The sequence below is a fragment of the Rhizobium sp. AN73 genome (genome assembly GCF_030757975.1).
GTDB classification, from domain to species: Bacteria; Pseudomonadota; Alphaproteobacteria; order Rhizobiales; family Rhizobiaceae; genus Agrobacterium; species Agrobacterium arsenijevicii.
Window position 1 is genome coordinate 667615 of the sequence record NZ_JARWME010000002.1, and the last position, 17246, is coordinate 684860.

The 17246-nt window shown below is 57.4% G+C and carries 30 protein-coding genes; 27 read left to right on the forward strand and 3 right to left on the reverse strand.

Annotated elements, in window-relative coordinates:
• Nucleotides 1–46: 46 nt before the first annotated feature.
• The 26 genes from rplC to rplQ all read left to right on the forward strand — a co-directional run bounded on the left by rplC (nucleotide 47) and on the right by rplQ (nucleotide 14610).
• Nucleotides 47–688, forward strand: coding sequence for a 50S ribosomal protein L3 (rplC, locus tag RBH10_RS13175; RefSeq protein ID WP_003516149.1), 642 nt, complete (start codon nucleotides 47–49; stop codon nucleotides 686–688).
• Between the two features lie 12 nt (nucleotides 689–700).
• On the forward strand, nucleotides 701–1321 hold the full coding sequence (gene rplD / locus RBH10_RS13180) for a 50S ribosomal protein L4 (RefSeq protein ID WP_045017071.1): 621 nt from the start codon (nucleotides 701–703) through the stop codon (nucleotides 1319–1321).
• Nucleotides 1318–1611: a 50S ribosomal protein L23 gene (locus RBH10_RS13185; RefSeq protein ID WP_003495178.1), complete on the forward strand. Its 294-nt coding sequence runs from the start codon at nucleotides 1318–1320 to the stop codon at nucleotides 1609–1611. Before rplD ends, RBH10_RS13185 begins: the two co-directional genes overlap by 4 nt.
• A gap of 43 nt (nucleotides 1612–1654) precedes the next feature.
• Nucleotides 1655–2491, forward strand: coding sequence for a 50S ribosomal protein L2 (rplB, locus tag RBH10_RS13190; protein ID WP_003516146.1), 837 nt, complete (start codon nucleotides 1655–1657; stop codon nucleotides 2489–2491).
• Between the two features lie 15 nt (nucleotides 2492–2506).
• The gene (gene rpsS, locus RBH10_RS13195; RefSeq protein ID WP_003507772.1) at nucleotides 2507–2785 is read left to right on the forward strand and encodes a 30S ribosomal protein S19; all 279 of its coding nucleotides are present in this window, start codon (nucleotides 2507–2509) and stop codon (nucleotides 2783–2785) included.
• 2 nt (nucleotides 2786–2787) lie between these two features.
• Entirely contained in the window at nucleotides 2788–3177 is a 390-nt protein-coding gene (gene rplV / locus RBH10_RS13200) for a 50S ribosomal protein L22 (protein WP_003495184.1), read from the forward strand.
• Nucleotides 3177–3908, forward strand: coding sequence for a 30S ribosomal protein S3 (rpsC, locus tag RBH10_RS13205; protein WP_003516138.1), 732 nt, complete (start codon nucleotides 3177–3179; stop codon nucleotides 3906–3908). Before rplV ends, rpsC begins: the two co-directional genes overlap by 1 nt.
• Before the next feature lie 38 nt (nucleotides 3909–3946).
• Entirely contained in the window at nucleotides 3947–4360 is a 414-nt protein-coding gene (gene rplP, locus RBH10_RS13210) for a 50S ribosomal protein L16 (protein WP_003516136.1), read from the forward strand.
• Nucleotides 4361–4372: 12 nt separating this feature from the next.
• A complete protein-coding gene (rpmC, locus tag RBH10_RS13215; RefSeq protein WP_003495193.1) occupies nucleotides 4373–4573 on the forward strand; it encodes a 50S ribosomal protein L29 in 201 nt (66 codons plus the stop codon).
• Between the two features lie 11 nt (nucleotides 4574–4584).
• Entirely contained in the window at nucleotides 4585–4821 is a 237-nt protein-coding gene (gene rpsQ / locus RBH10_RS13220; RefSeq protein WP_003495195.1) for a 30S ribosomal protein S17, read from the forward strand.
• A 234-nt stretch (nucleotides 4822–5055) separates the two neighbouring features.
• The gene (gene rplN / locus RBH10_RS13225; protein WP_003495199.1) at nucleotides 5056–5424 is read left to right on the forward strand and encodes a 50S ribosomal protein L14; all 369 of its coding nucleotides are present in this window, start codon (nucleotides 5056–5058) and stop codon (nucleotides 5422–5424) included.
• A gap of 12 nt (nucleotides 5425–5436) precedes the next feature.
• The gene (rplX, locus tag RBH10_RS13230; RefSeq protein WP_045017086.1) at nucleotides 5437–5745 is read left to right on the forward strand and encodes a 50S ribosomal protein L24; all 309 of its coding nucleotides are present in this window, start codon (nucleotides 5437–5439) and stop codon (nucleotides 5743–5745) included.
• Complete coding sequence (gene rplE / locus RBH10_RS13235; RefSeq protein ID WP_003495201.1) at nucleotides 5738–6292, forward strand: 50S ribosomal protein L5; 555 nt, start codon at nucleotides 5738–5740, stop codon at nucleotides 6290–6292. Before rplX ends, rplE begins: the two co-directional genes overlap by 8 nt.
• A gap of 33 nt (nucleotides 6293–6325) precedes the next feature.
• Nucleotides 6326–6631: a 30S ribosomal protein S14 gene (gene rpsN, locus RBH10_RS13240; protein WP_003495202.1), complete on the forward strand. Its 306-nt coding sequence runs from the start codon at nucleotides 6326–6328 to the stop codon at nucleotides 6629–6631.
• Between the two features lie 12 nt (nucleotides 6632–6643).
• Nucleotides 6644–7042: a 30S ribosomal protein S8 gene (rpsH, locus tag RBH10_RS13245; protein ID WP_003516131.1), complete on the forward strand. Its 399-nt coding sequence runs from the start codon at nucleotides 6644–6646 to the stop codon at nucleotides 7040–7042.
• Nucleotides 7043–7085: 43 nt separating this feature from the next.
• Entirely contained in the window at nucleotides 7086–7619 is a 534-nt protein-coding gene (gene rplF / locus RBH10_RS13250) for a 50S ribosomal protein L6 (protein WP_003516129.1), read from the forward strand.
• Between the two features lie 12 nt (nucleotides 7620–7631).
• The gene (gene rplR, locus RBH10_RS13255) at nucleotides 7632–7994 is read left to right on the forward strand and encodes a 50S ribosomal protein L18 (RefSeq protein WP_003516127.1); all 363 of its coding nucleotides are present in this window, start codon (nucleotides 7632–7634) and stop codon (nucleotides 7992–7994) included.
• A 119-nt stretch (nucleotides 7995–8113) separates the two neighbouring features.
• Nucleotides 8114–8683, forward strand: a complete 570-nt coding sequence (rpsE, locus tag RBH10_RS13260; protein WP_003516126.1) for a 30S ribosomal protein S5 — start codon at nucleotides 8114–8116, stop codon at nucleotides 8681–8683.
• 11 nt (nucleotides 8684–8694) lie between these two features.
• The gene (gene rpmD, locus RBH10_RS13265; protein ID WP_045017089.1) at nucleotides 8695–8901 is read left to right on the forward strand and encodes a 50S ribosomal protein L30; all 207 of its coding nucleotides are present in this window, start codon (nucleotides 8695–8697) and stop codon (nucleotides 8899–8901) included.
• Between the two features lie 16 nt (nucleotides 8902–8917).
• Nucleotides 8918–9397 (forward strand): 50S ribosomal protein L15, encoded by a 480-nt coding sequence (gene rplO / locus RBH10_RS13270; protein ID WP_045017090.1) that lies wholly within the window; start codon nucleotides 8918–8920, stop codon nucleotides 9395–9397.
• 334 nt (nucleotides 9398–9731) lie between these two features.
• Nucleotides 9732–11072 (forward strand): preprotein translocase subunit SecY, encoded by a 1341-nt coding sequence (gene secY, locus RBH10_RS13275; protein WP_003516124.1) that lies wholly within the window; start codon nucleotides 9732–9734, stop codon nucleotides 11070–11072.
• Nucleotides 11069–11659, forward strand: coding sequence for an adenylate kinase (locus RBH10_RS13280; protein WP_045017092.1), 591 nt, complete (start codon nucleotides 11069–11071; stop codon nucleotides 11657–11659). Before secY ends, RBH10_RS13280 begins: the two co-directional genes overlap by 4 nt.
• Nucleotides 11660–11962: 303 nt before the next feature.
• A complete protein-coding gene (gene rpsM, locus RBH10_RS13285; protein ID WP_003507791.1) occupies nucleotides 11963–12331 on the forward strand; it encodes a 30S ribosomal protein S13 in 369 nt (122 codons plus the stop codon).
• A gap of 138 nt (nucleotides 12332–12469) precedes the next feature.
• A complete protein-coding gene (rpsK, locus tag RBH10_RS13290) occupies nucleotides 12470–12859 on the forward strand; it encodes a 30S ribosomal protein S11 (protein ID WP_003495225.1) in 390 nt (129 codons plus the stop codon).
• A gap of 195 nt (nucleotides 12860–13054) precedes the next feature.
• Complete coding sequence (locus tag RBH10_RS13295) at nucleotides 13055–14065, forward strand: DNA-directed RNA polymerase subunit alpha (RefSeq protein ID WP_045017096.1); 1011 nt, start codon at nucleotides 13055–13057, stop codon at nucleotides 14063–14065.
• A gap of 119 nt (nucleotides 14066–14184) precedes the next feature.
• The gene (rplQ, locus tag RBH10_RS13300) at nucleotides 14185–14610 is read left to right on the forward strand and encodes a 50S ribosomal protein L17 (protein WP_003495230.1); all 426 of its coding nucleotides are present in this window, start codon (nucleotides 14185–14187) and stop codon (nucleotides 14608–14610) included.
• A 153-nt stretch (nucleotides 14611–14763) separates the two neighbouring features.
• On the opposite strand, the gene RBH10_RS13305 is transcribed toward rplQ, so the two are convergent.
• Together RBH10_RS13305 and RBH10_RS13310 are read right to left on the reverse strand one after the other, a co-directional pair.
• Entirely contained in the window at nucleotides 14764–15282 is a 519-nt protein-coding gene (locus tag RBH10_RS13305) for a hypothetical protein (RefSeq protein ID WP_281036898.1), read from the reverse strand.
• A 5-nt stretch (nucleotides 15283–15287) separates the two neighbouring features.
• Nucleotides 15288–16160, reverse strand: coding sequence for a DUF817 domain-containing protein (locus RBH10_RS13310; protein ID WP_281036897.1), 873 nt, complete (start codon nucleotides 16158–16160; stop codon nucleotides 15288–15290).
• A 56-nt stretch (nucleotides 16161–16216) separates the two neighbouring features.
• On the opposite strand from RBH10_RS13310, the gene RBH10_RS13315 reads away from it, so the two are divergent.
• Nucleotides 16217–16645: a DUF2809 domain-containing protein gene (locus tag RBH10_RS13315; protein WP_281036896.1), complete on the forward strand. Its 429-nt coding sequence runs from the start codon at nucleotides 16217–16219 to the stop codon at nucleotides 16643–16645.
• On the opposite strand, the gene msrQ is transcribed toward RBH10_RS13315, so the two are convergent.
• Nucleotides 16599–17246, reverse strand: a complete 648-nt coding sequence (gene msrQ, locus RBH10_RS13320; protein WP_281036895.1) for a protein-methionine-sulfoxide reductase heme-binding subunit MsrQ — start codon at nucleotides 17244–17246, stop codon at nucleotides 16599–16601. The two genes, RBH10_RS13315 and msrQ, sit on opposite strands and share 47 nt — an antisense overlap.

A 17246-nucleotide genomic window follows, 5' to 3' on the forward strand; every position in this document is an offset into this window, starting at 1 on the left:
AGGCCAAAAAGGGTTCTCCCTTCAAGGCTCGCAAGAGGATGAACCAATGCGTTCAGGTGTGATTGCACAGAAAGTGGGTATGACCCGCGTCTACAACGACGCTGGTGAACATATTCCCGTAACAGTATTGCGGATGGATAACGTACAAGTCGTTTCCCAGCGCACGGAAGACAAGAATGGCTACACCGCAGTTCAGCTCGGTGCCGGCCAGTCCAAGGTCAAAAACACGACGAAGGCACTCCGCGGTCATTTTGCCGCTGCCAATGTCGAACCGAAAGCAAAGCTCGTCGAGTTCCGGGTTTCCCCCGAGAACCTGATCGATATCGGTGCAACACTGACCGCAACTCATTTTCAGGCCGGCCAGCTGGTCGACGTGACAGGTACCACGATCGGTAAAGGTTTTGCCGGTGCTATGAAGCGTCACAACTTCGGTGGTGGCCGCGCTTCGCACGGTAACTCCGTATCGCACCGTGCGCACGGTTCGACTGGTAACAACCAGGATCCGGGCCGCGTGTGGAAGGGCAAGCGCATGGCTGGTCATATGGGCCAGACGCGCGTTACGACCCAGAACCTCGAAGTCGTTTCGACCGATGAAGACCGTGGCCTGATCCTTGTCAAGGGTGCAGTTCCCGGTTCCAAGGGCGCCTGGATCATCGTCCGCGACGCCGTCAAGTCGGCCGCGAAGTAAGGGAGCCTTATCATGGAATTGAACGTCAAGACCCTCGAGGGAAAAGACGCCGGCAAGGTTTCTCTGTCGGACGAGATTTTCGGCCTCGATCCCCGTCAGGATATCCTGGCCCGTATGGTTCGCTGGCAGCTTGCTAAGAAGCAGCAGGGAACTCACAAAACCAAGACCCGTGCGGAAGTTTCCCGTACCGGTGCGAAGATGTACAAGCAGAAGGGTACGGGCCGCGCTCGTCACCATTCGGCTCGCGCACCGCAGTTCCGCGGCGGCGGCAAGGCCCACGGCCCGGTCGTTCGCAGCCACGCACACGACCTTCCCAAGAAGGTTCGCGCGCTTGCTCTGCGTCACGCCCTGTCTGCAAAGCTGAAGGCTGAAGAACTGATCATCGTCGATCAGCTCGTCGCGTCCGAAGCAAAGACCAAGGCTCTGCTGGGCAGCTTCGCTTCGCTTGGCCTGACCAACGCTCTCGTTATCGGTGGCGCAGAACTTGATGGCAACTTCAAGCTCGCAGCTCAGAACATCCCGAATGTGGACGTTCTGCCGGTTCAGGGCATCAATGTTTACGACATCCTGCGTCGTGGCAAGCTCGTGCTTTCCAAGGCTGCTGTAGAGGCTCTGGAGGAGCGGTTCAAATGACGGATCTTCGCCACTACGATGTGATCGTATCTCCTTCGATCACGGAAAAGTCGACGCTGGTATCCGAACAGAACCAGGTCGTATTCAACGTCGCCAAAAGCGCTTCCAAGCCTGAAATCAAGGCTGCCGTGGAAGCTCTCTTCGGCGTCAAAGTCACGGCTGTGAACACGCTTATCCGCAAGGGTAAGACCCGTCGTTTCCGTGGGTTCGCCGGTAAGCTGAAAGACGTCAAGAAAGCCGTCGTTACGCTCGCCGAAGGTCAATCCATCGACGTGTCCACCGGACTCTAAAGGTTAGGCCCAAGCGGGCAAAGACCCAAAAGGGAACAAGAATATGGCATTGAAAAGTTTCAATCCGACCACGCCGAGCCAGCGTCAGCTGGTTATCGTGGACCGCGCTTCGCTCTACAAGGGCAAGCCGGTAAAGGCTCTCACCCAGGGCCTCAGCTCCAAGGGTGGCCGCAACAACCAGGGCCGGATCACCGTCCGGTTCCAGGGTGGTGGTCACAAGCGGACCTACCGTTTGGTGGACTTCAAGCGTCGCAAGTTCGACGTGGAAGGCACCGTTGAGCGTCTGGAATACGACCCCAACCGCACCGCGTTCATCGCGCTGGTTACGTATACCGACGGCGAACAGGCTTACATTCTCGCGCCACAGCGTCTTGCTGCCGGTGACAAGGTAATCGCCTCCGACAAGGCAGTGGACGTGAAGCCCGGCAACACCATGCCGCTTCAGTACATTCCGGTTGGTTCGATCATCCACAACGTCGAGATGAAGCCGGGTAAAGGCGGTCAGATTGCCCGCTCCGCCGGTACGTACGTCCAGCTCGTCGGCCGCGATGCCGGTATGGCTATCCTGCGTCTCAACTCGGGCGAACAGCGTCTGGTGCACGGCTCCTGCCTCGCATCGATCGGCGCTGTTTCGAACTCGGATCACGGCAACACCAACGACGGCAAGGCCGGTCGTTCGCGTTGGCGTGGCAAGCGTCCGCACGTTCGCGGCGTCGTCATGAACCCGGTCGACCACCCGCACGGTGGTGGTGAAGGTCGCACGTCGGGTGGTCGTCACCCGGTTACTCCGTGGGGTAAACCCACGAAGGGCAAGCGCACCCGTTCGAACAAGTCGACCGACAAGTTCATCATGCGTTCGCGCCATCAGCGCAAGAAGTAAGAGGAGAAGTCTCAAGTGGCTCGTTCAGTTTGGAAAGGTCCGTTTGTTGACGGCTATCTTCTCACTAAGGCTGAGAAGGTGCGCGAAAGCGGACGCAATGAAGTAATCAAGATCTGGAGCCGTCGCTCCACGATCCTGCCGCAGTTCGTCGGACTGACGTTTGGCGTGTACAACGGCAGCAAGCATGTGCCCGTCTCTGTCAATGAAGACATGGTCGGACACAAGTTCGGTGAATTCTCTCCCACCCGTACCTATTACGGTCACGGCGCGGACAAGAAGGCAAAGAGGAAGTAATCATGGCGAAGGCTAAGACCGAACGCCGGCTGAAGGACAATGAGGCTCAGGCCATTGCCCGTACGCTCCGCGTCAGCCCCCAGAAACTGAACCTGGTTGCCGCTCTTATCCGTGGCAAGAAGGTGGATCGCGCTCTCGCCGAGCTCGAATTCTCCCGCAAGCGCATCGCAGGGACCGTCAAGAAGACGCTCGAATCTGCGATTGCCAATGCGGAAAACAACCATGACCTCGACGTCGACGCTCTCGTCGTCGCCGAGGCCTATGTTGGCAAGTCCATCACCATGAAGCGTTTCCACGCTCGTGGCCGTGGTCGTGCATCCCGCATTGAAAAGCCGTTCTCTCACCTCACGATCGTTGTTCGTGAAGTTGAGGAAAAAGGGGAGGCCGCATAATGGGTCAGAAAATCAATCCGATCGGCTTCCGCCTCGGCATCAACCGTACCTGGGATAGCCGCTGGTACGCTGACACCGCTGAATACGGCAAGCTTCTGCATGAAGACCTGAAGATCCGGGCTTACCTGATCAAGGAACTCAAGCAGGCCGGTATCGCCAAGGTGGTCATCGAGCGTCCGCACAAGAAGTGCCGCGTTACGATCCATTCGGCTCGTCCGGGTCTGATCATCGGCAAGAAGGGCGCGGACATCGAGAAGCTTCGCAAGAAGCTTTCCGAGATGACCAACTCCGAAACGCACCTCAACATCGTTGAAGTGCGCAAGCCGGAAATCGACGCGACTCTCGTCGCTCAGTCGATCGCCCAGCAGCTCGAGCGCCGCGTGGCTTTCCGCCGTGCGATGAAGCGTTCGGTACAGTCCGCAATGCGTCTTGGCGCCGAAGGCATCAAGATCACCTGCGGTGGCCGTCTCGGTGGCGCAGAAATCGCTCGTACCGAATGGTACCGCGAAGGCCGCGTTCCGCTGCACACTCTGCGTGCGGACATCGACTACGGCACGGCTGAAGCGGAAACGGCTTTCGGCATTTGCGGCATCAAGGTCTGGATCTTCAAGGGCGAAATCCTTGAGCACGATCCGATGGCTTCTGAACGTCGTGGTCTCGAAGGCGATGCTCAGGGCCCTGCAAGCCGTGAGCGTGGCGATCGTCCCGATCGTCGTCGCGAAAACGCTTGATTGACGCTGGCGAAAGATAAGCTCGGAGAAGTAAGAAAATGTTGCAGCCAAAGCGTACTAAGTACCGTAAGCAGTTCAAGGGACGCATCAAGGGCGTCGCCAAGGGCGGCTTTGACCTGGCATTCGGTGAATTCGGCTTGAAGTCGCAGGAACCGAACCGCGTGAACGCACGCGAGATCGAAGCGGCCCGCCGCGCGATCACGCGTTACATGAAGCGCGCAGGTCGTGTGTGGATCCGCGTATTCCCTGACGTTCCGGTAACGGCAAAGCCGACCGAAGTTCGTATGGGTAAGGGCAAGGGTTCGGTCGAATACTGGGCATGCAAGGTCAAGCCCGGTCGTATGATGTTCGAGATCGACGGTGTGTCCGAGGAGATCGCCCGCGAGGCGCTTCGTCTCGGCGCTGCCAAGCTCTCGGTCAAGACGCGCTTCGTACAGCGCATCGCAGAGTAAGGAGCAAGGCACATGAAAGCCGATGAAGTTCGCGGCCTCAGCGCCGACCAGCTCAAGGACAAGCTCGCCGATCTGAAGAAGGAGCAGTTCAACCTGCGCTTCCAGAAGGCGACTGGCCAGCTGGAGAAGTCCTCGCGCATCAACGAAGTCCGCAAGGACATCGCCCGCGTTAAAACCATTGCCCGCCAGAAGGCGGCAGAAGCCAAGGCCTAAGGAAAAATAATATGCCGAAACGCATTCTGCAGGGCGTCGTAGTGTCCGACAAGAACGAGAAGACTGTTGTAGTCCGGGTTGAGCGCCGATTCGCTCACCCGCTGCTCCAGAAGACCGTTCGCCGTTCGAAGAAGTACAAGGCACACGACGAAAACAATCAGTATAAGGTCGGCGATGTCGTTTCCATCGAGGAATGCGCACCGATCTCCAAGGACAAGCGCTGGACGGTCGTTTCCGCCCAGGCTTAATTTCATCAGAATCGCGCCAGGTCTCTTGTACTTGGCGCGAAATCCTGTATGAAGCACCGCAAGGACGCTCGTGAATCGAGCGTCTTTTGCTTTGATGCGCACGGAAGGTCCTTCGGGAAACCACCCTGTCACGACATTTCCGCGCAAAAAAAGAGACATTCATAAGCTGGGGCAGGGGGCTCACTCGGGAGAGTTTGCCCAACCGTTCTGGTAACAACAAGAAGGCGACCTGACATGATTCAGATGCAAACAAACCTCGACGTGGCGGATAATTCCGGCGCACGTCGTGTCATGTGCATCAAGGTGCTGGGCGGCTCGAAGCGCAAGTATGCTTCTGTTGGCGACATTATTGTCGTTTCCATCAAGGAAGCTATTCCGCGCGGCCGCGTCAAGAAGGGCGATGTGATGAAGGCGGTTGTCGTTCGCACCGCCAAGGACATCCGTCGCGCTGACGGCAGCGTCATCCGTTTCGATAACAACGCAGCCGTTCTTATCGACAACAAAAAAGAGCCCATCGGCACCCGTATCTTCGGACCGGTTCCGCGCGAACTTCGCGCCAAGAACCACATGAAGATCATCTCGCTGGCTCCGGAAGTACTGTAAGGAGCGTATGCGATGCAGAAAATTCGTAAAGGCGACAACGTTGTCGTATTGACCGGTAAGGACAAGGGCCGTACCGGCGAAGTAATCCAGGTTATGCCGAAAGAAGATCGGGCCGTTGTGCGTGGCGTTAACATGGTGAAGCGTCACCAGCGCCAGACCCAGGCTCAGGAAGCTGGCATCATCAACAAGGAAGCGTCCTTGCACATCTCCAACATTGCCATCGTCGATAAGGATGGCAAGCCGACCCGCGTTGGCTTCACTGTTGTAGACGGCAAGAAGGTCCGCGTGGCCAAGCGTTCGGGAGAAGTGATCGATGGCTGATAAGTACGAGCCGCGTCTCAAGACGGAGTACGTTTCCCGTATCCGTGGCGCCATGCAGGAGAAGTTCTCCTACGCCAACGTGATGATGATCCCGAAGCTTGAAAAGATCGTGATCAACATGGGTGTTGGCGAGGCAACTGCCGACTCCAAGAAGCCAACCATCGCTGCCGGTGACCTGGCTGCGATTGCCGGCCAGAAGCCGGTTGTTACCCGCGCTCGCAACTCGATCGCTGGTTTCAAGGTTCGCGAAGGCATGCCGATCGGTGCGAAGGTTACCCTTCGTGGCGCACGCATGTATGAATTCCTTGATCGCCTGGTCAACATCGCGCTGCCGCGCGTTCGCGACTTCCGGGGTCTGAACCCGAAGAGCTTTGACGGCCGTGGCAACTTCGCCATGGGCATCAAGGAACACATTGTGTTCCCTGAGATCAACTACGATAAGGTTGATCAGATGTGGGGCATGGACATCATCGTTTGCACGACGGCGACGTCGGACGACGAAGCTCGGGCTCTGCTTACAGAGTTCAACTTCCCGTTCCGTCACTAACCGTAACGACGAGCGTAGAAAAGGAACTCCGATATGGCGAAAACAAGCGCAGTTGAAAAGAACAAGCGCCGCCGCAAGTCGGTCGCCCAGCAGGCTACCAAGCGTGCTGCACTCAAGGCGATCGTGATGAACCAGTCTCTTCCGATTGAAGACCGGTTCAAGGCCACTCTGAAGCTCGCTTCGCTGCCGCGTGACGGCTCGAAGACGCGTATCCGCAACCGCTGCGAAGTAACGGGCCGTCCGCGCGCGTTCTATCGCAAACTCAAGATGTCGCGTATCGCGCTTCGTGAGCTGGGCAATTCCGGCAAGGTGCCGGGCATTGTCAAGTCGAGCTGGTAAGGAGACGGGCACATGACCATGACTGATCCTTTGGGTGATATGCTCACCCGCATCCGCAATGGTGCTGCTCGCCGTAAGTCTTCGGTAAGCACGCCTGCTTCCAGCCTCCGCGCACGCGTTCTCGACGTGCTGCAGGCTGAAGGCTACATTCGCGGTTATTCCAAGGTCGATTTCGAAAACGGCAAGGCCGAATTCACGATCGAACTGAAGTACTACGAAGGCGCGTCCGTGATCCGTGAGATCGGCCGCGTTTCCAAGCCGGGCCGCCGAGTTTATGTCTCGGTAAAGTCCATTCCGCAGGTCGCGAACGGCCTCGGCATCACCATCCTTTCGACCCCGAAGGGCGTGATGGCCGATCACCAAGCTCGCGAACAGAACGTTGGTGGCGAGGTTCTTTGCTCGGTCTTCTAAGGCCCGAGCACGGATCTCCATAACGAACAGACAGGATTGAACAATGTCTCGTATCGGTAAAAAGCCCGTTCAGGTTCCAGCAGGTGTTACGGCCAACGTCGACGGCCAGAAGGTCACTGCTAAGGGCCCGAAGGGTGAACTGTTTTTCGTCGCTAATGACGATATTCAGCTGAAACTCGAAGATAATGGCGTTTCCGTAACGCCGGCCAACAACACCAAGGAAGCTCGTTCCAAGTGGGGCATGTCCCGCACGATGATCGAGAACATCTTCAAGGGTGTTAAGGACGGCTACGAACGCAAGCTCGAAATCAACGGCGTTGGTTATCGTGCAGCCCTGCAGGGCAAGAACCTGCAGCTGGCTCTCGGTTTCAGCCACGATGTTGTTTACGAGCCTCCGGTCGGCATCACCATTGCCGTTCCGAAGCCGACGGAAATCATCGTTTCCGGCATCAACAAGCAGCAGGTTGGCCAGGTTGCCGCGGAAATCCGCGAATACCGTGGTCCCGAGCCCTACAAGGGCAAGGGCGTGAAGTACGCTGAAGAGCGTATCGTCCGCAAAGAAGGCAAGAAGAAGTAAGGATCACGCGAAATGGCTAGCAGGAAAGAAGCACTTGCACGTCGCGCGAGCCGTGTGCGCCGCCAGATCAAGGCGGTTGCCAATGGCCGCCCGCGCCTGTCGGTTCATCGCTCGTCGAAGAACATCTACGCTCAGATCATCGATGACGTTGCTGGCAAGACGCTTGCGTCTGCCTCCACGCTCGAAGCCGATCTGCGCGGCTCGCTCAAGACCGGCGCCGACGTTGCAGCAGCAGCTGTCGTAGGCAAGCTCGTCGCTGAGCGTGGCGTCAAGGCTGGCGTCAAGGATGTCGTATTCGACCGTGGCGCGTTCATCTATCACGGCCGTATCAAGGCTGTGGCAGAAGCTGCCCGCGAAGGCGGTCTGAACTTCTGATTTTTTTCCGCCCGGACAATGATCCGGGCGGAATTTCACCGGGCCATGCGGGTCTCTTCATCGAGGCCGGTGGTCTTTTCGTTTGCCGTTCCACCCGTAAAAGAAAAAGGACAAGGACAATGGCACAGGAAAAAAGAGGTTCTCGCGACGATCGCCAGAACCGTGAAGAACGCGATAGCGAATTCGTCGACAAGCTGGTCGCGATCAACCGCGTTGCAAAGGTTGTTAAGGGTGGTCGTCGCTTCGGCTTCGCCGCTCTCGTCGTCGTTGGCGACCAGAAGGGTCGCGTTGGCTTCGGTCACGGCAAGGCTCGCGAAGTTCCGGAAGCCATCCGTAAGGCAACCGAGAGCGCAAAGCGCGATCTGATCTTCGTTCCGCTGCGCGATGGTCGCACGCTGCATCACGACGTCAACGGCCGTCACGGCGCAGGCAAGGTTCTGCTGCGTTCGGCCAAGGCCGGTACCGGTATCATCGCCGGTGGTCCGATGCGCGCTGTTTTCGAAACGCTGGGCGTTCATGACGTTGTTGCCAAGTCGACCGGTTCTTCGAACCCGTACAACATGGTTCGCGCAACGTTCGACGCTCTGAAGCATCAGGTTCATCCGAAGGACATCGCTGCACAGCGCGGTCTGAAGTATGCTACCCTTCAGTCTCGCCGTGCCGCTTCCGGCAACGCTTCTGAAGAATAAGGAGCTGGATCATGGCCAAGAAGACTACTGAAGCCAATAAGACTGTTACGGTCGAACAGATCGGCAGCCCTATCCGCCGCCCGGCAATCCAGCGTCAGACGCTGGTCGGTCTGGGTCTCAACAAGATGCACCGTCAGCGCACCCTGGAAGATACTCCTGCGGTTCGCGGCATGATCCGTGCGGTCCAGCATCTCGTTCGCGTCGTTGACGAGAAGTGAGACGGAGTAACCTATCATGAAACTCAATGAAATCAGAGACAACGAAGGCTCCTCCAAGGACCGTATCCGCGTAGGTCGCGGTATCGGTTCTGGCAAGGGCAAGACCGGTGGTCGCGGTGTGAAGGGTCAGAAGGCTCGTTCGGGCGTCGCCATCAACGGTTTTGAAGGCGGTCAGATGCCAATCTACCGTCGTCTGCCGAAGCGCGGTTTCAACAACATTTTCGCTTCCGAATTTGCTGTTGTATCGCTCGGCCGCATTCAGGTCGCCATCGACGCCAAGAAGCTCGACGCTTCCGCAACGATCGATGCTGCCGCCCTCAAGGCTGCTGGCGTTATCCGTCGCACCAAGGACGGCGTTCGCATTCTCGCTGACGGCGAACTGACGACCAAGGTCGCTTTCGAAGTTGCCGGCGCTTCCAAGCCCGCACTCGAAAAGATTGAGAAGGCTGGTAGCACTATCAAGCTTCTCGCGGTTGCAGCTGAAGCTTCCGAGTAATATATAGACTTCAGACGCCCGGGGCATAGTCGCTCCGGGCGTTTGCGCTCCCTGGCTTATGGTGCTCTCGATTTAAATCGATTTATGGAGGCATCATGGCAAACTCTTCGCGGTGCAGCTGTTATGCGCGCCACATGCGGCACAAAGTGCTGCAGGGAGAGCCTCACAGTTCTTGAACTTCCGTAGGGGAGGGGATAGGACATAAAAAAACAGGGTGAGGCATGATGGCGGCGCAAAGCCGTGTTCGTCCGAAGCCCGTTTTTGAACCGGTATTTTTAGACCTTTCCGCATTGGCCGGTTTTCACTGGCCGGCAAGGGTCATTCGGAGAAATTTATGGCTTCAGCAGCGGAACAACTGGCTTCGAACCTGAATTTTTCGACCTTCGCTAAGGCGGAGGATCTGAAAAAGCGTCTCTGGTTTACTCTTGCCGCACTTCTCGTTTACCGTCTTGGCACCCACATTCCGCTTCCGGGTCTGAACCCAGAAGCCTATGCGCAGGCCTTCCGTGGCCAGGCCAACGGTATTCTCGGTCTTTTCAACATGTTTGCGGGTGGCGCTGTCGAGCGTATGGCGATCTTCGCCCTCGGCATCATGCCTTACATCTCCGCTTCGATCATCGTGCAGCTCATGACCTCGGTCGTGCCATCGCTCGAAGCGTTGAAGAAGGAAGGCGAAGCCGGTCGCAAGATCATCAACCAGTACACGCGCTACGGCACGGTACTGCTCGGCACGCTTCAGGCCTACGGCATCGCTGTCGGTCTTGAAAGCGGCAACGGCCTTGTGGTCGATCCGGGCCTGTTCTTCCGTATTTCCACCGTCATCACGCTGCTCGGCGGCACGATGTTCCTGATGTGGCTCGGCGAACAGATCACGTCGCGCGGTATCGGCAACGGTATTTCGCTCATCATCTTCGCTGGCATTGCAGCAGGTCTGCCCAAGGCGCTTGCGGGTACGCTGGAACTCGGCCGCACCGGTGCGCTGTCGACGACGCTCATCCTCATGGTCGTCATCGTGGCAATCGGCGTCATCGCCCTCATCGTCTTTGTGGAACGCGCCCAGCGCCGTCTGCTGATACAATATCCGAAGCGCCAGGTCGGCAACCGGATGTTCCAGGGCGATACCTCGCATCTGCCTCTGAAGCTCAACACGGCCGGTGTCATTCCCGCGATCTTCGCATCCTCGCTGCTGCTTTTGCCCGCGACGGCTGCCGGTTTTGCCGGAAACACCAATCTGCCGGGCTGGGCAACCTCGATCATCGCGTCGCTGCAGCATGGGCAGCCGCTGTTCATGGCTCTCTACGGCCTGCTCATCGCGTTCTTCGCGTTTTTCTACACGGCTATCGTCTTCAATCCGAAGGACACGGCCGATAACCTCAAGAAGCACGGCGGCTTCATTCCGGGCATTCGTCCGGGCGAGCGCACCGCGGAGTACATCGATTACGTTCTGACCCGCATCACCGTGGTCGGCGCCGTTTATCTGGTCTTCGTGTGTATCCTTCCTGAGACACTTATCGCACGTACGGGCATTCCATTAGCCCTTGGTGGTACTTCGCTTTTGATCGTTGTCAGTGTAACTCTGGACACGGTTGCGCAGATCCAGGGTCACCTGATCGCTCAGCAGTATGAAGGGCTGATCAAGAAGTCGAAGTTGCGTGGAGGAAAGAGGGGACGATGAGACTGATATTTTTGGGTCCGCCGGGTGCGGGCAAGGGAACCCAGGCCAAGCGCCTGACTGACAAGTACGGGATCCCGCAGCTTTCCACCGGTGACATGCTTCGCGCTGCGGTTAGCGCGGGCACCGAAATCGGCAAGCGCGCCAAGGCCGTCATGGACGCCGGTGGGCTTGTTTCCGACGATATCGTCAATCAGATCGTTTCTGAAAGCATCGAAGCACCGAACTGTGCCAAGGGCTTTATTCTCGACGGCTATCCACGCACCGTTCCGCAAGCCAAGGCGCTTGCCGAGAACATGCGCAAGAAGAATATTGCCCTTGATGCCGTCATTGAACTCAAGGTCGACGAAGAGGCGTTGATTCGCCGAATCGAAAACCGCGTCGCAGAGACCATCGCTGCCGGTGGCACGGTTCGCTCTGACGACAATCCGGAAGCCTTCCGCAAGCGGCTGACGGAATATCGCGAGAAGACCGCACCGTTGTCGCACTATTACAGCGAGCAGGGCGAGCTTGTGACGCTGGACGGCATGGCGGATGTCGATGCCGTTACCGCGGCCATTGAAGGCATTCTCGAGAAAGCCTCGGCCTGACGGCTGGAGCGGGGTGGCGGAAGCTTTAAACGGTTTTCGCTGGATGTCCGCTCTTCTGGTTTAACAGATCCTTTGGATCGCAAAAGAATCTTGGCGGAGCCGGTTGCTTTTTTGCGCTGATTCCGTTAAACACCGCGCCAACTCGCGACATCCCAAGCGACTGGCGCGGATTTCCCTGAGGGAAGGGAGATCCGGGTTCAGTCGTTTTGACTTGTCGCGGACATCAATTTTGAACTGGCGGTTTCGGCCGCTCGAATGGAATCACCACTTGCCGGATGGCAACTGGAACCAAGGAGAAAAGACGTGGCACGTATCGCTGGCGTCAACATCCCGACTGCAAAGCGCGTTGTTATTGCGCTGACCTATATTCACGGGATTGGTCCGAAATTCGCGCAGGAAATCATGGACAAGGTCGGTCTTCCGGCTGACAAGCGCGTTCATCAGCTGACGGATGCTGAAGTTCTTCAGATCCGCGAAGCCATCGACCGCGACTATCAGGTCGAAGGCGACCTTCGTCGCGACACGTCGATGAACATCAAGCGTTTGATGGACCTCGGCTGCTACCGCGGCCTGCGTCACCGTCGTGGCCTTCCGGTCCGCGGTCAGCGCACGCACACCAACGCCCGTACCCGCAAGGGTCCGGCGAAGGCTATCGCTGGTAAGAAGAAGTAATTTTCCGGTTCTCCGGAAAGGGGAGGCTGGTGCGGTCTGCGCCAGCCTTTCTGAGTTTGGCGTGAAGCTCGGAAACGGGTCGATCGCCGGTGTAGCCGCTGGTGTTACGGCGGTGAAGAGATCAATGAAAGGTATAAAATGGCCAAGGAAGCCGCACGCGTTCGCCGTCGCGAACGTAAAAATATCACGTCGGGCGTCGCGCACGTCAACTCGACCTTCAACAACACGATGATCACCATCACCGACGCACAGGGCAATGCTATTGCCTGGTCGTCTGCTGGTGCCAAGGGCTTCAAGGGTTCGCGTAAGTCGACCCCGTTTGCTGCCCAGATCGCTGCTGAAGATTGCGCGAAGAAGGCTCAGGAACACGGCATGAAGTCGCTTGAGGTTGAAGTTTGCGGTCCGGGTTCGGGTCGTGAATCTGCACTTCGCGCTCTGCAGGCTGCCGGTTTCATGATCACCTCCATTCGCGACGTGACGCCGATCCCGCACAACGGTTGCCGTCCGCGCAAGAAGCGCCGCGTCTGACGCGACCGTGGTTCGGAAATTCCGCCTTTCCCTCGGTCAGGCGGAATTTTCGTGTATCTGGCGTGTGCGCGTCGATTTCGATCGACGGACTTGCGCTCAAGAACCCACCGATGAACCACTGAATTGGGTTCCTCTCGGTGTTTTCATGCTCGGTCCGTCACGATTGGATGGTGGCGGCGAACGGAAGGTTTAAAGATGATTCAGAAGAACTGGCAGGAACTTATCAAGCCGAACAAGGTCGAGTTCACCTCGTCCAGCCGCACCAAGGCAACGCTCGTTGCCGAGCCGCTGGAACGTGGTTTCGGCCTCACCCTCGGCAACGCGCTGCGTCGCGTTCTGTTGTCTTCTCTGCGTGGTGCCGCTGTGACGGCCGTGCAGATCGACGGTGTTCTGCACGAATTCTCCTCCATTCCCGGCGTTCGGGAAGACGTGACGGATATCGTGCTCAACATCAAGGAAATCGCCATCAAGATGGATGGTGACGATTCCAAGCGCATGGTCGTGCGCAAGCAGGGCCCAGGTGCCGTAACCGCTGGTGACATCCAGACGGTTGGCGACATCGAAATCCTGAACCCCGACCACGTGATCTGCACGCTGGACGAAGGCGCTGAAATCCGCATGGAATTCACCGTCAACAACGGCAAGGGTTACGTACCGGCTGAGCGCAACCGCGCGGAAGATGCCCCGATTGGCCTCATTCCGGTGGACAGCCTCTATTCTCCGGTCAAGAAAGTGTCCTACAAGGTGGAAAACACCCGTGAAGGCCAGGTTCTCGACTATGACAAGCTGATCATGACGATCGAGACCAACGGTTCGGTTTCCGGCGAAGACGCCGTTGCCTTCGCCGCTCGTATTCTTCAGGACCAGCTCGGCGTCTTCGTCAACTTCGACGAGCCGCAGAAGGAAGCAGAAGAAGAATCGGTTACCGAACTCGCGTTCAACCCGGCGCTTCTCAAGAAGGTCGACGAGCTCGAGCTGTCGGTTCGTTCGGCTAACTGCCTGAAGAACGACAACATCGTCTATATCGGCGACCTGATCCAGAAGACCGAAGCCGAAATGCTTCGCACGCCGAACTTTGGTCGCAAGTCGCTGAACGAAATCAAGGAAGTTCTCGCTTCCATGGGTCTGCACCTCGGTATGGAAGTACCGGCATGGCCGCCTGAGAACATCGAAGATCTCGCCAAGCGTTACGAAGACCAATACTAACAAGCAAAAAGGCAGACCCTTTAAAGACTGCCTTTCCCCGTCAAACAGCAGGTAAGTCACCTGCATGTGCCAGGAAACGGCAGGTCCGGATAGGAAGCCTGCACTAAAGGAGAATAGCAATGCGCCACGGAAATTCAGGCCGCAAGCTCAATAGAACCGCCAGCCACCGCAAGGCAATGTTTGCCAACATGGCTGCTTCGCTCATCACCCATGAGCAGATCGTAACCACGCTTCCTAAGGCGAAGGAAATCCGCCCGATCGTCGAGCGTCTCGTCACCCTCGGCAAGCGCGGCGACCTGCACGCTCGTCGTCAGGCGATCTCGCAGATCAAGGATCAGGACGCCGTTCGCAAGCTGTTCGACGCGATCGCTTCGCGTTACGCAACCCGCAACGGCGGCTACCTGCGTATCATGAAGGCCGGCTTCCGCCAGGGCGACAACGCGGCTCTCGCCGTCGTTGAATTCGTCGAGCGTGACGTTGATGCCAAGGGCGCAGCCGACAAGGCTCGCGTTGCTGCAGAAGCTGCTGCTGCCGAAGCCGCATAAGTTCTGACGCCTTCAGGGCGTCGTGAGTTAAAAAGCCGGGTGAGAGATCACCCGGCTTTTTTGCGTTCAGATATCAACCGACAGAATGATTAAGGTTTGCGTCGCGGCGAAATGTTGGAGTGGGGATAGTTAAATCCATACTTAGCGATGCAGCTACTCGTATCCGCCAACCATCATTAAACCCTCATCAGGCGCGATTAGGGTTGTCGAGTTTGTAAGCTGAACTTGAAAATAGCCGCCGTTGACTGATGCTCGCTCAAAGAGCGTTTGCAGCTTCTTGTCTTCGATGCAGTCCAAACTACTTCCAAAATCAGCGACCCAGCGATCCATGGCGTAGTTCGCCCCCAGTACCGGCGCCTCAGCCCAAGGCGCGGATGTTGCTTTGTTTAGAGAAAGCAATCCGTTCCGACGGACCTCATCCATGAAAACGGAGTCGAGCTTGTAAATGGCGACAGCGCATTCAAACCATCTGGTATTGTAGTAGACGGTCTCACCAGCGGGGATGCCGTCCGGGATATCGCTGCGCAAACGATCAGGTGAATCTACACCACAACCGGCCAAAGCGATTATTAGGAATGCGAATATAGGGCCGCCAGTTCTATTGTTGGATTTCAGGCCCACGCGCTTAGTTGTAAAACTTGCGAGACTTGAAAATGCCTTGGAGTAATTCATCTCTCTCACTCCGGAACGTGGATACGGCCCTTGATGTGCTTGAGGTGCGCGACAATGGTGAAGGTCATGATGACCAGCAGCGACCATGAGCTCCATTTGCCGATATGGACGACGGACCAGGCGCCGATCTGATCGGGATATTTCCAGATACCGAAGAAGGTGGAGATGTTTTCCGCCAGCCAGACAAAGAAGCCGATCAGGACGAAGGAGAGAAGCAGGGGCATCTTGCGATCGCGATCATAGGGGCGGTAAACGACGGTGGCGCGGGAATAGAGACCGATCGCGCAGGCGGCGATGTACCAGCGGTAATCGCCGATGAAGTGGTGGGTGAAGAAGTTGACGTAGATGGCAATGCCGATCAGCGTTGCCATCCAGTAGGTGGGATAGTGGCGAATGCGCACATCCAGCAGCCGCCATGCCTGAATGATGTAGCTGCCGACGGCGGCATACATGAAGCCGGAAAAGAGCGGCACGCCGAGCACTTTAGTATAGGCGAAATCCGGATAGGACCATGACTGGATGGCACTGGAAGTCTTGAACACCTCCAGTGCAAAACCGACGATATGGAACAGCAGAATTGCCTTGGCCTCGTCCAGCGTTTCCAGCCTGCTCCAGATCATGAAGAACTGGATGGCGAGGGCAATGACCAGCAGCACGTCATAACGCGGAATTCCGAACAGCCCGCCATGCGGCGTCACGAAGATGGAGATGAAGAACAAGCCTGCAAACAGGCAGGCGCGGGCTTCCTTGATGCCGAAATAGAGAAACTCGACGATAAAACGCCTGATGCCCTTGAGTTCGCCCCAGGGATAGGTATCGCAAAGCAGATTGTCCAAGACGGAGAGGCGGCTTGCGGCTGGACGTGTCCCTATGCTCATGTTCACGCCCCGATTTGCATTCGTCACCTTTCATACGAAAACCGGAAGGAGCTCGCATGGGCTTGCCACCCCTATCCCCGCCTTATTTTGCCCGCATCCGGCTTTTGGCCGGCGCAGTGGCGGTGGTCGTTTGCGGCCTTTGCTTGCGGGCGTTCGGCTACGACGTGGGGTTGCCGTTCGTGGCGGTGAAATATGGCGGATCCGTGCTCTGGGGTGCGATGGCCTACCTGTTGCTGGCAGCCGTCTTTCCCTCGCGCTGGCATGGCTATAAGGTTCACATCGCCGTTCTTGTCGTCGTGATCGTTGAGCTGATCCGGCTTGTCCATTTTCCGGCGCTGGACGCGTTTCGTGCAACGACGGCCGGAGCTTTGCTGCTCGGCCGTTTTTTTTCGCTGTGGAATATCGTTTGTTATGTCGGGGGGATTGCGGCCGCGTCTTTCATGACCGGACGGGTCTGGCGCGTTTCGCCCTCTTCATCGCCATGATCGATGGCCGCACCAGCCGGTATCCGAGCAACACCACCATCGTGCTGATATAAAAAACCGGCTCCAGCGTGATCGATTTTCGCGCCAGCACAAAATGCAGCACGCCAACGATGAGCACGAGATAGACGAGTTTGTGCAGCGTGTTCCAGCGACTGCCGAGCTTGCGGATCGACCAGCGATTGGAGGTGAGTGCGAGGGGCAAGAGCATGGTAAGCCCCGCCATGCCGAGCATGATATAGGGCCGCTTCAGAATATCGCCGGCGATGGAGCTGATGATCAGGCCACGATCCAGCACCAGATAGACAGTGAAATGCGCCAGCACGTAATAAAAGGCGATCAGCCCCAGTGCCCGGCGATAGGCGATGAGGTTGATGTTGAACAGGTCACGCAGCGGGGTTACCAGAAGCCCAGCGCAGAGGAAGCGTAACGCCCAGATGCCGAGCAGGTGCTCGAAATCCTTGACCGGATTGAAGCCGAGGCCACCGGTTGCGGCGAGGTAGAAATACCATACGCCGGGACAGAGCCCGATCGCATAAAGCGACCAGATGGCCGCCGGCTGGTAACGCTTCGGCAGCGACGGAAGCGAAAAGGCGAGGGCCAT

What these genes read in the sequence shown, in the direction of transcription:
- rpsN (WP_003495202.1), top strand. Translation starts at nt 6,326, where the DNA reads ATGGCGAAAACAAGCGCAGTTGAAAAGAACAAGCGCCGCCGCAAGTCG.
- RBH10_RS13315 (WP_281036896.1), top strand. Translation starts at nt 16,217, where the DNA reads ATGGGCTTGCCACCCCTATCCCCGCCTTATTTTGCCCGCATCCGGCTT.
- rplE (WP_003495201.1), top strand. Translation starts at nt 5,738, where the DNA reads ATGGCTGATAAGTACGAGCCGCGTCTCAAGACGGAGTACGTTTCCCGT.
- RBH10_RS13310 (WP_281036897.1), bottom strand. Translation starts at nt 16,160, where the DNA reads ATGAGCATAGGGACACGTCCAGCCGCAAGCCGCCTCTCCGTCTTGGAC.
- rplB (WP_003516146.1), top strand. Translation starts at nt 1,655, where the DNA reads ATGGCATTGAAAAGTTTCAATCCGACCACGCCGAGCCAGCGTCAGCTG.
- rpsH (WP_003516131.1), top strand. Translation starts at nt 6,644, where the DNA reads ATGACCATGACTGATCCTTTGGGTGATATGCTCACCCGCATCCGCAAT.
- RBH10_RS13280 (WP_045017092.1), top strand. Translation starts at nt 11,069, where the DNA reads ATGAGACTGATATTTTTGGGTCCGCCGGGTGCGGGCAAGGGAACCCAG.
- RBH10_RS13305 (WP_281036898.1), bottom strand. Translation starts at nt 15,282, where the DNA reads ATGAATTACTCCAAGGCATTTTCAAGTCTCGCAAGTTTTACAACTAAG.
- secY (WP_003516124.1), top strand. Translation starts at nt 9,732, where the DNA reads ATGGCTTCAGCAGCGGAACAACTGGCTTCGAACCTGAATTTTTCGACC.
- RBH10_RS13185 (WP_003495178.1), top strand. Translation starts at nt 1,318, where the DNA reads ATGACGGATCTTCGCCACTACGATGTGATCGTATCTCCTTCGATCACG.
- rplN (WP_003495199.1), top strand. Translation starts at nt 5,056, where the DNA reads ATGATTCAGATGCAAACAAACCTCGACGTGGCGGATAATTCCGGCGCA.
- rplO (WP_045017090.1), top strand. Translation starts at nt 8,918, where the DNA reads ATGAAACTCAATGAAATCAGAGACAACGAAGGCTCCTCCAAGGACCGT.
- rplF (WP_003516129.1), top strand. Translation starts at nt 7,086, where the DNA reads ATGTCTCGTATCGGTAAAAAGCCCGTTCAGGTTCCAGCAGGTGTTACG.
- rplC (WP_003516149.1), top strand. Translation starts at nt 47, where the DNA reads ATGCGTTCAGGTGTGATTGCACAGAAAGTGGGTATGACCCGCGTCTAC.
- rplX (WP_045017086.1), top strand. Translation starts at nt 5,437, where the DNA reads ATGCAGAAAATTCGTAAAGGCGACAACGTTGTCGTATTGACCGGTAAG.
- rpmC (WP_003495193.1), top strand. Translation starts at nt 4,373, where the DNA reads ATGAAAGCCGATGAAGTTCGCGGCCTCAGCGCCGACCAGCTCAAGGAC.
- rplR (WP_003516127.1), top strand. Translation starts at nt 7,632, where the DNA reads ATGGCTAGCAGGAAAGAAGCACTTGCACGTCGCGCGAGCCGTGTGCGC.
- rpsK (WP_003495225.1), top strand. Translation starts at nt 12,470, where the DNA reads ATGGCCAAGGAAGCCGCACGCGTTCGCCGTCGCGAACGTAAAAATATC.
- rpsC (WP_003516138.1), top strand. Translation starts at nt 3,177, where the DNA reads ATGGGTCAGAAAATCAATCCGATCGGCTTCCGCCTCGGCATCAACCGT.
- rplV (WP_003495184.1), top strand. Translation starts at nt 2,788, where the DNA reads ATGGCGAAGGCTAAGACCGAACGCCGGCTGAAGGACAATGAGGCTCAG.
- rplP (WP_003516136.1), top strand. Translation starts at nt 3,947, where the DNA reads ATGTTGCAGCCAAAGCGTACTAAGTACCGTAAGCAGTTCAAGGGACGC.
- rpsQ (WP_003495195.1), top strand. Translation starts at nt 4,585, where the DNA reads ATGCCGAAACGCATTCTGCAGGGCGTCGTAGTGTCCGACAAGAACGAG.
- RBH10_RS13295 (WP_045017096.1), top strand. Translation starts at nt 13,055, where the DNA reads ATGATTCAGAAGAACTGGCAGGAACTTATCAAGCCGAACAAGGTCGAG.
- rpmD (WP_045017089.1), top strand. Translation starts at nt 8,695, where the DNA reads ATGGCCAAGAAGACTACTGAAGCCAATAAGACTGTTACGGTCGAACAG.
- msrQ (WP_281036895.1), bottom strand. Translation starts at nt 17,246, where the DNA reads ATGGCCCTCGCCTTTTCGCTTCCGTCGCTGCCGAAGCGTTACCAGCCG.
- rplD (WP_045017071.1), top strand. Translation starts at nt 701, where the DNA reads ATGGAATTGAACGTCAAGACCCTCGAGGGAAAAGACGCCGGCAAGGTT.
- rpsE (WP_003516126.1), top strand. Translation starts at nt 8,114, where the DNA reads ATGGCACAGGAAAAAAGAGGTTCTCGCGACGATCGCCAGAACCGTGAA.
- rplQ (WP_003495230.1), top strand. Translation starts at nt 14,185, where the DNA reads ATGCGCCACGGAAATTCAGGCCGCAAGCTCAATAGAACCGCCAGCCAC.